A 14,490-nucleotide genomic window follows, 5' to 3' on the forward strand; every position below is an offset into this window, starting at 1 on the left:
ACCCTTCGGTTGCTGCTAGTTTTTTCGCGCGGCAAAACCTCGTAATTACCCATTTAGTGCTTTAGCGTTGCCCGCCTCCAATGGTCCGGGAGCGGGGCTGTGCCAGGGCATCGGCAGCAGGCTGCTACTCGCGTACCAGGCGTTGCACATGAGTGCCAGCCGCATCGGTCAGCTCCAGCCAAAAGGCGCCGCGCGGCAGCGGGCCGAGGTCGAGTTGGCTGCCGCCGACTGCCGGGCCCTGCAGCACCGGCCGGCCCACGGCGTCGAGCAGGCGGTACTGCGCTGGGCTAAGCATAGCGGGCAGCAGCACCAGGCCGGAGGTCGGGTTTGGATAAGCCCGGGTATCGGCTCCCTTTTCGACCTGGGCGAGGGCTGTAGCCACGGGCGAGTAGGCAGTGGTGCCATCATTATCAACCTGGCGCAGGCGGTAGTAGGCCAGGCCGGCCAGCGGGTGGGCGTCGAGAAATGCGTAGGTGCGCAGGCTGCTGCTGCTGCCCTGGGCCGCCACGCGGCCGATGGTTTCGTAGCCTTGGCCGGTGGCGCTGCGCTGCACCTCGAAGTAAGCGCTATTTTTCTCGCTGGCCGTGGCCCAGTTCAGGGCTACGCCGGAGCTTTTCGCGGTAGCATCGAAGCGGGTGAGCAAGACCGGAAGGGGATTCAGGCCCGGGAAACCCAACTGCTGTGCATCGAGGCTGGCGAGGGTGAAATCGGAAAAGGAGGTGAAGGCACCCGAGGTGAGGGTGCCCGACTGGCCGGTTCCGGTGCTGGTGCCGGGGCCCGTATTGGTGCTGCCAATGCTGGCCCAAGCCGCGCCGTTGCGCTTGGCCACTACCAGGCTGGCGGTGGTGGAGTTGGTTACGTAGTCTTCGGGGCCAAAGGTGAGCGAAATACGGGCGCTGAAACTGCCGCCGATGGGCGCGGGCGCGGCCGACACGGTGTAGTAGCGCACGTTCAAAACGTGGTCGATAGGGGGAGTGAACCCAAACGGTGTAGCCGACCCCTCGGTCTGCTGGGCCGTGTACGTTACGGCGTTGGTATGGCTGGTGAGGGCCAGGCTGATGGGGCGGTAAAGACGATTGTTCGAGGCATTAAGCCGGCCTACCGGAAACGCCAGCGTGGAATTGCCGGTAGCACTCAGACGCGCCAACGGGCCGTTCACGAAACTGGTGCTGCTGCCGGTGGCCGCGGCCGTGGGGGTCGACATTGTGAGTTGGCCTGCGCCCACGGGCCCGGTTGTGAGCAGGCCATTGGTTAGCAGCAAGTCGTTGGCAATGGTGAGGTCATTTTGCAGCGTTACGCCGGCCGGGTTGTTGATTTCCAGCTTGGCGTTGATACCGAAGGTGAGAGTGCCGGCGTTGTTGATAATTTGGGGCGTGGTGCCGTTGAACGTCACTCTGGGCACATTGGGCGCGCCTCCAGTAGGTAAGAAATTCAACGTGGTGCCAGAACTGACACTTAGATTTCCGCCAATAAGTGTACCGGTTGGGGTGACTGTATTGCCCCGGGCGGCAATCGTAAGCGTGCCGGTTCCGATAACGGATAGATTGTTCAAAACAGTCAGATTCATCGCATCACCGAGGATGGAGAAGCTAGCGCTGGCATATTCCAGGTTGCCAAAGGTGCGATTAATGATGCTGCTACCCGTACCAAAAGTTCCGCTGATGAAACGGAACGTGCTGCCGCTTTGGTAAACGGCCAAGGGCGAATGGTCGGATGAGTTGGCCGCATTTTGCTCCAAGGTTGAGCCGGCTTCGAAAACCGGAACACCAGTAAATGCTGTGCCGGTGCTGGTACCCAGAATGCTCAGTTTGCCGCCATTGATGAAATGCAGCGAGCCCACTGTTGTACTTATCAACTTGTTTGCTGAAGGAGGATTGCTAGTCGCGTTGGTAAGCGCAACGGTGCCTGATACCCTTCCCGTTGTGCCAGCAGCCAAACTCAGGGTTACCCCAGCTGACGTAGTGCCAGTCGCCGTTAGCGCCACCGAGGAGCCACTTTCCACAATCAGGTCGTCGTCGGTAGCATCCCCGTTGATAGCGATATTGTTGGTTGAGTTATTAGCCGAATTCAGCGTGACCGACGTGTTATTGATGAACTTCAGACGGCCGATGGTTTGGCCGGCGACTGTCACAACCGGAGTTCCGCCGTCAAAAACCAAAATGTCAGTTGATGCGGCACTGGTGCGGTTGGTGCCGGCACCGGTCGGGCTGGTGTTCCAACTCGTCGGGGCCGTGAAGCCGTCCCCCGTTGCTCCGCGCCAGTAGTAGGTCGTCTGGGCTTGGGCGGTGGCAGTAAATAGCAGTAGAGAGAGCAGCGTAGTTATCCAGCGGTTTTGGGCCAGAAAAGCGCCCGGCAGGGTAAAATTAACTTTCATTAATAAGTAGAAAAGGGAAGAAATTAGCCCGCAAGCTAGCTAATCTATTTGAAAAAGGATAGGCGTTAACCGGTGAAATATAGCTACTTGACGTTAAATGGTTTAATAGATTCGGTGAATGATTCTGTTTACTGGGTACTGTTGAAATGCCCGCCGCATCGCCTGCCTGCACGTACTGCTCGTTTGTTATGCCGGCCATTCTGCGGCCGACGCTACTTTCGCATAAAAAAAAGCCCTTTGCCCTTGTCAGTTTTCAAATACCTGCTGCTCCTCATGTTGCTGGCTCTGCCAGGGTTGGGGCTTGCGCAGCGCCGCGCCGCGCCCGTGCCTACTTCCCGTCGCGCTGCCGTTGCACCGCGTCCCAAAGCGGCCCGCCCGCTAACCAAGCCGGCCGCCCCGCGCCCCGCGTTGGCCCCTGGTGTCCCTGCCTTCACGCGCTACCTGCATTCGCCCTGGGTCGATAGCCTGATGCGGGTGCTCACGCCCGACCAGCGGGCGGCGCAGCTGTTCATGGTGGCGGCCTATTCCAACCGCCAGCGCATCGATGAGGACTCGATTTCGGCCCTCATTCAGCAGGCAGGCATTGGCGGGCTGATATTTTTCCAGGGCGGGCCGGGCCGGCAGGCGCGCCTGCTAAACCGCTATCAGCGCCAGGCCAAAGTGCCGCTGCTGGTGGCCCTGGACGGCGAGTGGGGCGTGGGCATGCGCCTGGATAGCGTGGTGAAATTCCCGTACCAAATGAGCCTGGGCGGCGAAACCGACACCGCCCTGCTCTACGACATGGGCCGCGAGGTGGCCCGGCAGTTCAAGCGCCTGGGCATGCACGTCAACTTCGCGCCGGTAGTCGATGTCAATAACAACCCCGCTAACCCGGTTATCGGCTTTCGGAGCTGGGGCGAAAACCCGGCCGCCGTGGCCCGCGACGGCCGCCAATACATGCGCGGCCTGCAGGACGCCGGTATTCTGGCCGTGGCCAAGCACTTCCCCGGCCACGGCGACGTGGATGCCGACTCGCACCTGGCCCTGCCCACCGTGCGCGTCGACCGCCGCCGGCTCGATACGCTGGAGCTGCCGCCCTTCCGCAGCCTCATCGCGGGCGGGCTGGGCGGCATGATGGTGGCCCACCTCAACGTGCCCGCCCTCGATACCGTGAGCGGCCCGAGTACCCTTTCGCGCCCCATTATCGAAGGCGTACTGCGGCAGGAAATGGGCTTCAAAGGCCTGATTTTCACCGATGCCATGAACATGAAGGGCGTCATCACGAAGTTCCCGCCCGGCGAGGCCGACGTGCGCGCCCTGATGGCCGGCAACGACATTCTGGAGTTCAGCAAAAACGTGCCGCTGGCCCTGCGCATGGTGCGCGCCGCCGTGGACAGCGGCCGGATTTCGCAGCAGGAAATTGACACGCATTGCCGCCGCGTGCTGGCCCTCAAGCAGTGGTCGGGCCTGAACCACTACCGCCCCATCGAGACCAAAAACCTCTACGAAGACCTCAATGGCCCGCACGCCCAGTACCTCAGCCACCGCCTTACCGAGCTGAGCATCACGCTGCTGCGCAATCAGAAAAGCCTGTTGCCGCTCCAACGGCTCGACACGCTACGCATTGCCACGCTGGTGCTGGGTGGCGCGCCCCGCGACACCACCGACTTTCAGAGAGCGGTGAGCGACTACGCGCCGGCCGCCCATTTCCACGTCGGGGCTACGCCTTCGCTCGACGAGCTGACGAAGCTGCGCGCCGCCCTGCGGCCGTACAACCTCATCCTGGTTAGCCTGCAGAGCCTGGGCCGCCTGCCCGCCACCGGCTTCGGCATCACGCCCGAAGCCAACATGCTGCTACGCGAGCTCGCCGACCAGAAGCAGCAGCTGGTGCTTAGCGTGTTTGGCTCGGCCTACGCCGTGGCCCGGGTGCGCGATTTGGAGCGCGCCGGGGCCGTCATCATGGCCTACCAGGAAAGCCCCAATGCCCAGAACCTGACCGCTCAGGCCATTTTCGGCGGCATCGCGGCCACCGGCAAGCTGCCCGTAACGGTTTCGGACAAGTACCCGCGCGGCTTCGGCCTGCGCACCGCCGCCGGCTCCCGCCTGCGCTACGCTAACCCGGAGGACGAAGGCATGGACCCGCGCCTCGAAGCCCGCGTTGACAGCCTCGTAGGCCGGGCGCTGGCGGCCCAGGCCTTTCCCGGCGCGCAGGTGCTCATTGCCCGGCGCGGCACCGTGGTGCTGCGCAAAAGCTACGGCAACCAGACCTATGCGGGCTTCGCCGATGCCGTGGTGAAGTCCAAAAAAACCAACAAGCAAACGGTTGTAGTCGCTGATACGAGTCCCGTATCGGTGCCCCGCCCGGTGAAGGATGATGACCTCTACGACCTGGCCTCAATGACCAAGCTGCTGGCCGCCACGCCCGCGCTGATGCGCCTGCAGGGCGAACGCAAATTCAGCCCCGACAGCACGCTGGGTAACTACTTCCCTTTCCTGCGTGGCACCAACAAGGCCAATCTGAAAATGCGCGACGTGCTGGCCCATCAGGCCGGCCTCAAGGCTTGGATTCCGTTTTGGCAGGAGCTGCGGAGGAAAAACGGCACGATGCGCCGCCGCTACTTCCGCGCCGACTCGTCGGCTCGGTTTCCGCTGCCGGCCGCCGCCGGGCTGTGGGCGCGCAAGGACTTGCCGGCCCGCATTTACAAGGAAATCGGCGAGTCGCCGCTAAACGCCAAGCCGGGCTATGTGTATTCCGATTTGTCGTTTATTCTTTACCCCGAACTGGTGCGCGCCCGCACCGGGCAGCCGCTCGACGCTTACCTGCAAAAGGAGGTGTACCGCCCGCTGGGCGCGACCACGCTGGGCTTCCGGCCCACCAACCGCTTTCCGCTCAAGCGCATCGTGCCCACGGAGGTTGATACCGCCTTCCGGCAGCAGCTGCTGCATGGTACGGTGCACGACGAAGGCGCGGCCCTGCTTGGCGGCCTCTCGGGCCACGCCGGCCTGTTCGGCGATGCCAACGACGTGGCCAAGCTGGCCCAGACCTACGCCTGGGGCGGCCGCTATGGCGGCCAGCAGCTGTTCGACAAAGCCGTGCTGGCCGAGTGGACCCGCTGCCAGTTCTGCCCCGACAACCGCCGCGCCCTGGCCTTCGACCGCCCCGCCGCCAACCCCACGGTGAACTCGGCCAAAAATGCTTCCCAAAGCAGCTACGGCCATACCGGCTTCACGGGCACCTATTTCTGGGTCGAGCCGGCGAAGGATTTGGTGGTGGTGCTGCTGACCAACCGGGTGCACCCCACGCGGCGCAACAACAAACTGACGGAATTGAGCGTGCGCTCGGCACTACTGCAGGTGGCGATTGAGGCGGCGCGATAGGCGGGAGCGTCTGCTAACTGGCCCTGGTGGCGTATGCTCGCCGGGCCAGGCTATTGGGGGGCAGTAGCTGACGTGAGGCGTAACACCCGCAATTTCGCGCGGAGTTTCGACCCCTTCCAGGTCCAGCTTAGCCAGTGCTAGCTGGGTGCGCACGGAGCCGCCGGAATAGAGGCTGCTACTGGTCGGAAAGCCGAAAAAATATCCCAGCGGTCGCGCCCACCTTCGTCGAGCTATAGCACGTTGTCAATGTTTATTTTTTATAAAGCGTTAAAAATCTTGAAATAAGGCCGTTGCTAAAGTATGTTTACCAAATCTCTCCCACCTACTTCTTTAGCTTATGCGCCATCTCTTTACGTACCTCTTGCTGTGCCTGATGCTGCCGCTGAGCGGCTGGGCCCAAAACCTCCAAACCGTTAAGGGCACCGTGCAGGACGAGGAAGGCCGGCCGCTACCCGGCGTCACGGTGCTCATCCGGGGCACGGGGACCGGCGATGCCACCAACGACCAGGGAAATTTCGAGCTGAAGGTCGACTTCGCCAAAGCGCCCGTGGTGCTGGTGGTGTCGTTTGTGGGCTATGCCGCCCAGAATATCCCGCTGGCCGGGCCTGCCAGCGACCTGGTGGTGAAGATGCGGCTCAGCGGCATGCTCGACCAGGTAGTGGTGTCGGCCTCGCGCGTTGAGGAGAGCATTGGCCGCGTGCCGGTGACGGTGGAGAAGCTGAGCACCCGCCAGGTGGAGCAAATTACCACGCCCGACCTGGTGGCGGGCCTGGCCCGGTTCAAGTCCATCGACGTGAGCAACTCCAGCATGCTGCTGACCAGCTTCAGCACCCGGGGCTTCAGCTCCTCGCGCTCCGACCGCGTGATTCAGCTCTCCGACTACGCCGACACGCAGCTGCCCAGCCTGAGCTCCAACTTCGGCAACCTGCTCGGCACGCCCATTCTCGACGTGGCCAGCGTGGAGGTGGTGCACGGCCCGGCCTCGGCCCTTTACGGGGCCAACGCCTTCAACGGCGTACTGCTCACCAACTCGAAAGACCCTTTTAAGGATACCGGCCTGACCGTGCGCCTGCGCGGTGGCAACCGCGACCTGCTCGACGGGCAGCTGCGCTACGCCCTGAAGCTCGGCGAGCGGGTGGCGTTCAAGATTGCGGGCGGCTACATCCGGGCCCGCGACTTCACCGGCAACAACTTCGACGCTACCTCCAAGCTGCTGGAGCCAGCCAATAATGCCGCCGGCTCGAACCTGGGCTACGACGCGGTGAGCGTGTACGGCGATGCTGGCAACACCTTTGGGGCCACCGGTGGGGCGCTGGCTGGCAAAACCGTATTCCTGCCCGGCTTTTCAGAAGCCGACCTGATTACCGGCAAAAACGAAACCTATTCGCTGAAGGTGGCCCCGAGTGTGTCGGTGCTGCTCACCGACCACATCAAGGCCACCGCCAGCTACCGTTACGCCGCCTCCAACACCACCTTCCAGGCCGCCAGCCGCTACCGCATCGTGGATGCCGGTGCCCATCAGGGCAAGCTGGCCATCGAAGGCCGCAACTGGTTTGTGCGGGCGTTCCAGACCCGGGACTTTTCGGGCGGCCGCGACCCGCTCACCGACGGCTCCTACAACCTGGGCTTTTTGGGCGGCTTGCTGCAAAACCAGCCGGCTCTGAACGCCGCCGGCCAGCCTGTGCTCGATGCCACCGGCAAGCCCGTGACCTATGCTCAGCGCTACTTTGGCACCTACGCCGCTGCCTACAACGCGGCCTTCGGTGCCAACGGCGGCAACGCCGACGCGGCGGCCCTCACGGCCCGTACCACGGCCAATACCGCCGCGCCCGTGCTGCAGCCCGGTACGCCGGAGTTTGCCGCCGCTCGCGACCGCATCATCCACAACCCCATTCCCGGGCAGGGCGCGCGGCTTATTCTGCGCTCCATCCTCACCGAGGGCAGCGGCCAGTACAATTTCAACTCTGAGGTAGCCGACGTGGTAGTGGGTGGTTCCTACCGGCAGTACGACCTGGGCTCGGACGGCAGCCTGCTGCAGGACACGCGCGAAAGCGGCCGGATTCGCAACTACGAGTACGGGGCCTACGCCCAGGTCAGCAAAGCCCTGCTCGACGACCACCTGAAGCTGGCCGCTGCCGGCCGCGTCGACCGGTTCCAGAACTTCGGCACCGCTTTTTCGCCCCGGGTTTCGGCGGTGTTTTCGCTGGGGGCCGAGAAGCAGCACAACTTCCGCGGCAGCTACAGCCGCGCCTTCCGCGCGGCCTCGCAGGATGCCCAGTACATCCGGCTCGATGTGGGCCGGGCCATTCTCGTAGGCAACGTGGGCGCGGGCTTCCAGGGCTACACCACTGGCCTGGCCACGCAGCTGCCCGGCATTCTGGCCCCTACCCGCACCGCCGACCTGGCCGCCCTCGAGTACCAAAGCCCCGGGCTGAAGCTGGAAAAAGTGAACAGCGGCGAAGTGGGCTACCGCGGCCAGCTCACCAGCAAGCTGTTCGTCGACCTCGACTACTTCTACAGCGCCTACGACAACTTTATTGCCACCCGCAACTTCATCGGCAACCTCGACGGCAGCCGGCCCACCGCCGCCCAGATTGGGGCCGCGGCCCCTTTCCGCTTCGCCAACGCGGCGCTGCCCACCCGCGTTATTCAAATCAACACCAACGTCGACCAGACCGTGAAAAGCCAGGGCGCGGGCATTTCAGTGGGCTATGCCTTTGGCCCGGCCCTGACCGTGACCGGCAACTACAGCTACAATGAGCTCATCACCACCGATTTTCAGCCGGGTACGCTGTCGTTCTTCAACACGCCCCAGAACAAGTTCAACCTAGGCGTCGACGGCCAGCTGTTCGACCGCAAGCTGAGCTACAACGCCAACTACCGGTACGTAGATTCCTACGTGTTCGAGTCCACGTTTGCCACCGGCACCATTCCCACGGCCCAGGTCGTGGACGCGCAGTTTGGTTACGCGGTGCCCAAGCTGCACACTACCGTGCAGGTAGGCGGCACTAACCTCTTCGACAGCACCAACTTCCAGGTGTACGGCGCGGGGAGCCAGGGCCGCATCGTGTACGCGGGCCTGCTGTTCGATATTAAGTAGTGGCCCGTGAGAAGGGCGTCCGCGGCCGTCGCGGCTGTATATTCGGGCACCTTACTACCCGCTTCTATAATTCCTCCAAATCCCACCCCCGCTCCCTATGCAAGGACTGATGATGGCCGAGCCCCTGCGCGTGGCCTCGATAATCGAGCACGCCGCCAAGTGGCATTCTGATACCGAAATTGTGTCGCGCCTGCCCGAAGGCGGCATCCACCGCTACACCTACGCCGAGGCCAACCACCGCAGCCAGCAGCTGGCCCAGGCGCTGCTGGCGCTGGACATTAAAAACGGCGACCGGGTGGGCACCCTGGCCTGGAACACTCACCGCCATTTCGAACTGTACTACGGCGTGGCCGGCATCGGGGCGGTATGCCACACTATAAACCCGCGCCTGTTTCCCGAGCAGCTCGTCTACATCATCAACCACGCCGAAGACCGGCTGCTGTTCTTCGACCTCACGTTTTTGCCACTCGTCGAGCGCTTGGCTTCCGTGTGCCCCACCGTGGAGAAATGGGTGCTGATGGCCGGGCCCGAACACCTGCCCAAAGATTCGGCCATGCCCGGGCTGTGCAGCTACGAAGACCTGCTGGCCGACCAGCCCGGCGGCTACGCGTGGCCGAGCTTCGACGAAAACACGGCCTGCTCGCTGTGCTATACTTCCGGCACCACCGACCAGCCCAAGGGCGTGCTTTATTCGCACCGCTCCACGGTGCTGCACGCCATGGGGATTTCGTTTCCCGACTCGTTGGGCTGCTCGTCGGCTGATGTGATTATGCCCGTTGTGCCCATGTTCCACGTCAACGCCTGGGGGCTGCCCTACGCCGCGCCGCTCAATGGCTCGAAGCTGGTGCTGCCCGGCGCGGGCATGGACAGTGCGAGCTTATTTGAATTGATGGAAGCCGAAGGCGTTACGTTCTCGGCTGGCGTGCCCACTATCTGGCTGGCGCTACTGCAATTCATGCGCGAAGGAAAGCGCACCTTCAGCACCCTGCGCCGCACGGTGGTGGGGGGCTCCAGCTGCCCGCCCGCGCTGATGAAGGCATTTGTGGAGGAACTGGACGTGACCATTACCCACGCCTGGGGCATGACGGAAACCAGCCCGCTGGGCACCGGCAGCCGCCTCAAAGCCAACCAGCAGCACCTGAGTGCCGACGAAAAAGCCGCCGTGCTAGCCAAGCAGGGCCGGGCGGTGTTCGGCATCGATATGAAGATTGTGGGCGACGACGGCCAGGAGCTACCCCACGACGGCGTGGCCTTCGGCGACCTGCTGGTGCGCGGCCCCTGGGTGGTGCGCGACTACTACCGGAGCCCCACGCTGGGCGAGCTCACCGCCGACGGTTGGTTCCGCACCGGCGACGTGGCCACCATCGACCCCGACGGCTTCATGCAAATCACCGACCGCTCGAAGGACGTCATCAAATCGGGTGGGGAGTGGATTTCCAGCATCGACCTCGAAAACCTGGCCGTGGCGCACCCCGCCGTAGCCGAGGCCGCCGTCATCGGCGTGCCCAGTGCCAAGTGGAGCGAGCGGCCGCTGCTAGTGATTGTGCGCCGCCCGGGCATGGACGTTTCGGCCGAAGAACTACTCGGCTTCTTCCGGGGCAAAGTAGCCAAGTTCTGCGAGCCCGACGCCGTGGAATTCGTGGAGCAGCTGCCCCACACGGCCACCGGTAAAATCCTCAAAACCCAGCTGCGGAAAGATTTCGCGGGGTATTCAGTGGCGTAGAAGGGAAGAAAAAGGAAACGTCATGCTCATCTGGCGTCCGCGCAGCCGAAGCATCTCTACCGCCATACTAAAATGGATTAGTTGCGCGGTAGAGATGCTCCGGCTGCGCGGACGCCAGATGAGCATGACGTACTGTTTACCTTACCGCCCTAACTCCTCGGCCCGGTCCCGCGCCGCGCCCGCCCCGGCCATCAGGCCCTCGCGCACTGCGCCGGCCCCAAAAGCGCCCAGCGCCGCTTCGGTCGTGCCGCCTTTGGAGGCCACTTTGGCAATCCAATCCTGGCAGCTCAGGCCCGATTGGGAGTACAGCTCCACGGCTCCGCGAAACGTCTGGCTCACCAGCAGCTCGGCCTCGGCTCCGCTGAAGCCCATTTGGGCGGCGGCGGCCATCAGGGCCTCCATGCAGTAGTAGACGTAGGCCGGGCCGCTGCCCGAAATGGCGGTGCTGGCATCAATAGCGCTTTCGGCTTCGACATAAACCGTCTTGCCAGTGGTGGAGAGTAGGTTTTGTACCTGCACCAGCTCAGCGCGGCTCACTTCGTCGGTACTGGTAAAGGCTGTCATGCCCATGCCAATCTGGGCGGGCAGGTTGGGCATGGCCCGAATGATTTTGGGCGTGCCCAGCGCTTGGCGCAGCGTCGCAATTCGGACGCCGGCCATGATGCTGAGCACCAGTTGCTGCGGCTGCACCAGCCCCTGCAACGCGGCAAACAGGGCGGGCGAATCCTGCGGCTTCACGGCCAGAATGAGGATGTCGGCCCCCGGCACGCACTCGGCCGGCGAGCCCCAGACGGTGCCGATTTCGTGGGCCGCCAGGGCCGCCACGCGCTCGGGCGAGCGGGCCAGCAGGCGCAAATCGAGCCGCGAGGTAATGTGAGCGCGCACGAAGCTGCGGGCATAGGTCAGGCCCATGTTGCCGCCGCCGATAATCAGGATTTTCATAGGATGCATTCGGAATTATCCGAAAGAACGTCATGCTCAGCACGACGTTCTGTTCGGCCTTCCAATAAATCCTGATAACTACCGCTTAAAACGCAACGCCATTACATTACGCCCTACTTTCTGGCCTTCGATGAGGCCTATTTCGTTGCCACTGCGGAAGTGAATGCCGCCGTACAGACGCGACATGGCGGCTTCGGCAGCAAATGCGGCGAACGTATTGAAGGTGCGGGGCTCGAAACCCGGGCCGCGACTCTTGTGCGTGTCATCGACGAAAGTAGTTTGCGCGCCAAATAAATCGGACAGTACCTGGGCCGCCGCCCCCGACTGCGATGCGTGGCCAGACACAAATTCGGGGAATGGTGGGGTGGCCCAATCGGGTTGCCAGCTCGGGTCAATCATGGCCTGAATGGCAGTGACGGGGCGTTGCCAGTTGTAGCTGTACTTGCATTTCCAGCAGCCCACAAAGGCATCGGCCACGGCAATGCCCACGCGGGCATATGCCTCGGCGGCTAGGGCCAGCGTCGAACTTTTGGTCCGCAGCAGGATACTGGTGATATTGATGGAATGACCGGGCGGCGTGATGGTTTGGCCCGCATCAGCCCAATAAGCCGAAATAACGCGCTGCTCCGGGGTGAGCGCACGACTTACGTTGTACACCTCCAGCACCTGCGTATAGTAGGGCGAACCCGGCTGCGTGGAATAAACATATGGCAGCGTGGGCATGGGCAACGCCGCGTTGGCGGGCACAAAAAGCCGGTTGTGCCCCCACATCGGCTGGATGGCGCGGCCCGCGGCCCCAGCGGTGGTCTGAACCCACAGGCCCGTGCCGGTGGGTGGCACGTAGCCGCTGGGCTGGTTATCGAGGTAGCCCTCGTGCCCGCCGTCGGTGCGCGACCACTCGAACACGGCCTGGGCCACGGCCTGCCCAAACCGCACCGAGCGGTCGAACTCGGCCGTGGTGCGGTACGCGGCATTCAGGGTTGTTTCGAGCGAGTCGATGCTGGTGCGCTGCGCGGCGGTGGCGTTGCCGAACAGGTCTTTAGCCATCAGGGCCTCGGCGGCATTGGCGGCCACGGCCCAGTTGTACAGTTGGCCCGCTTCGGGCTGAGGCATCGTGCTAAGGCCGGTGAGCTGCCCGGCCAGCGACTGGCTGCCCGCAATACCGGGCTGTACCGCTCCGTAGAGGGCCACGCCGGCGTAGCCCAGCGCCCGCGCCGCAACCGGCGGCGAAAAGCCCGTACCATTCTTGATGAGCCGCAGCTCTATGTCGGCCCATTTCGTTGCCGCATCGGCCGAATAAGTACTGCTATCAGGCGAAGCGGGCGCGGCTAGCTCAGCATCGTGGCTACAGCCGGTGGCCAGCAGCGTGGTGGCGAGCAGCGCCATACCGGCCAGCCGGCACCGGCGGCGAACGGGCAGCGCCAAGCCAGCCCAGTGGGGGAAAAGGATGGACATGAAATTGCAGAAAAAGGTGAAAATTTAGGGTAATGCAAATGTATCAAATGCGCAGCACAAATGCCGTTTTATTTCCCTACTCATCTGAAGTACTGCCTTTTCCTGCCCTGACACCGGTCCCGCTTACCGGCGCGGTGGACTTTGGTTGGCGGCCTGGTCCTCGGCCCGCCGGTCGCGCATGGCCATAAACAGGGCGATAAAGACCGAAACAAACGGCAGCAGCAGCCCCAGGCCAAACCACCGCCAGAACGAGCGGCCATAATTGTAGGCGATGTAGCCCGTGATGGGCGCAAACACCAGCAGGGATACCCCGAAGATGAGCAAAATGCGAAGGAGGAACACAGGAATCTGTTTTTGAAATAATATGGGGAGAGCTACCGCACTTTGCCACGCTTCACCAGGTAAGCATACAGCACCTTCTCGAACGGCTCGCGCACATCGACGGGCACGAAGTCGATGCGGAGCTGGCCGCAGCGCAGGGCCAGGTCCTGCTCGTAGGCCGTCATGGCCGCCCGGTACTGGTCGCGAATCTGCGAGGGTTGGAGCTTGATTTCGAGCCCGGTTTCCACGTCTTCGAAGATGTAGGGCCGCTCGGCAAAGTCGAAATCGGCCTCGGTAGCGCGGTCGAGCACGTGGAAAAGCAGCACCTCGTGGTGCTGATGCTTGAGGTGCTGCAACGCGGCCAGGGCGGCTTCCTGCTCGGCCGCACCGCGCCCCAGCATGTCGCTGAATACGATGACGAGCGAGCGTTTCGGAATTTGCTGGGCAATGGCGTGGATGGTGCCGGCCACGTCGGTGCCCCGGCCCGATTTGGGCCCCGGCGGCCGCTCCAGCAGCTGCTGCAGGGCCAGCAGCAGCGTGTGCCGGTGGGTGCTGGTGGAGCGCACCGGGGTTTGCAGCTCGATGGTGTCGGCGAAGGTGACGAGGCCCACCGCGTCGCGCTGTCGGGTGAGGAGCGTAGTGAGGGCCGCGGCGGCAAGAATGCTGAATTTCAGCTTGTCGTGGCCCGGCGTGGGGTAGTACATGCTGGGGCTCACGTCGAGCAAAACGTGGGCGCGCAGGTTGGTTTCCTCCTCGTAGCGCTTCACGAACAGCTTATCGGTGCGGGCAAATACCTTCCAGTCGATGTGGCGCGTGCTCTCGCCGGGGTTGTAGAGGCGGTGCTCCGAAAACTCGACCGAAAACCCGTGGTAGGGCGACTGGTGCAGGCCGGTGATGAACCCGTCCACCAACTGGCGGGCCAGAAATTCGAGGTTCTCAAAGGAGCGAATGGCGGCGAGGTCGAGCGGCATGGGGGCGGAGCGGGGAGACGTTTGGAGCTATAAAGAACGGAGAAAAAGAACGTCATGCTGAGCGCAGCCGAAGCATCTCTACCGCTTCGTTGGCTCGGTTGGATTACTTCGGCGGTAGAGATGCTTCGGCTGCGCTCAGCATGACCGTGCACCGTTTACCGTTCTGCCTTCAACAGCTGCCCCATCTCCAGCGTTTATCTTTATCACAACTTTCGTAAGTTTAGCCCTTTCAACCAATCGACCCTTT

The 14,490-nt window shown here is 63.1% G+C and carries 8 protein-coding genes; 3 read left to right on the plus strand and 5 right to left on the minus strand.

The window, feature by feature from the left end:
• Positions 1-124: 124 nt before the first annotated feature.
• The gene (locus ABIB44_RS13830) at positions 125-2,374 is read right to left on the minus strand and encodes a T9SS type A sorting domain-containing protein (RefSeq protein WP_354585236.1); all 2,250 of its coding nucleotides are present in this window, start codon (positions 2,372-2,374) and stop codon (positions 125-127) included.
• A gap of 243 nt (positions 2,375-2,617) precedes the next feature.
• Here ABIB44_RS13830 and ABIB44_RS13835 point away from each other — a divergent pair, with 243 nt between their 5' ends.
• The 3 genes from ABIB44_RS13835 (at position 2,618) to ABIB44_RS13845 (ending at position 10,554) form a co-directional block, all read left to right on the plus strand.
• Positions 2,618-5,731, plus strand: coding sequence for a serine hydrolase domain-containing protein (locus ABIB44_RS13835; RefSeq protein WP_354585237.1), 3,114 nt, complete (start codon positions 2,618-2,620; stop codon positions 5,729-5,731).
• A 337-nt stretch (positions 5,732-6,068) separates the two neighbouring features.
• The gene (locus ABIB44_RS13840) at positions 6,069-8,831 is read left to right on the plus strand and encodes a TonB-dependent receptor (RefSeq protein WP_354585238.1); all 2,763 of its coding nucleotides are present in this window, start codon (positions 6,069-6,071) and stop codon (positions 8,829-8,831) included.
• Positions 8,832-8,928: 97 nt separating this feature from the next.
• On the plus strand, positions 8,929-10,554 hold the full coding sequence (locus ABIB44_RS13845; RefSeq protein WP_354585239.1) for a 3-(methylthio)propionyl-CoA ligase: 1,626 nt from the start codon (positions 8,929-8,931) through the stop codon (positions 10,552-10,554).
• Positions 10,555-10,695: 141 nt separating this feature from the next.
• On the opposite strand, the gene proC is transcribed toward ABIB44_RS13845, so the two are convergent.
• The 4 genes from proC to ABIB44_RS13865 all read right to left on the minus strand — a co-directional run bounded on the left by proC (position 10,696) and on the right by ABIB44_RS13865 (position 14,243).
• Entirely contained in the window at positions 10,696-11,496 is an 801-nt protein-coding gene (gene proC, locus ABIB44_RS13850) for a pyrroline-5-carboxylate reductase (protein ID WP_354585240.1), read from the minus strand.
• Positions 11,497-11,574: 78 nt separating this feature from the next.
• Positions 11,575-12,951 carry a vanadium-dependent haloperoxidase gene (locus tag ABIB44_RS13855; protein ID WP_354585241.1) on the minus strand — a complete coding sequence of 459 codons (1,377 nt, stop codon included), beginning with the start codon at positions 12,949-12,951 and terminating at the stop codon, positions 11,575-11,577.
• Positions 12,952-13,074: 123 nt separating this feature from the next.
• The gene (locus tag ABIB44_RS13860; protein WP_354585242.1) at positions 13,075-13,293 is read right to left on the minus strand and encodes a hypothetical protein; all 219 of its coding nucleotides are present in this window, start codon (positions 13,291-13,293) and stop codon (positions 13,075-13,077) included.
• 32 nt (positions 13,294-13,325) lie between these two features.
• Positions 13,326-14,243: a DUF58 domain-containing protein gene (locus ABIB44_RS13865; protein ID WP_354585243.1), complete on the minus strand. Its 918-nt coding sequence runs from the start codon at positions 14,241-14,243 to the stop codon at positions 13,326-13,328.
• Between the last annotated feature and the right edge of the window lie 247 nt (positions 14,244-14,490).

The sequence above is a fragment of the Hymenobacter sp. UYCo722 genome, from assembly GCF_040547115.1.
Lineage (GTDB): Bacteria > Bacteroidota > Bacteroidia > Cytophagales > Hymenobacteraceae > Hymenobacter.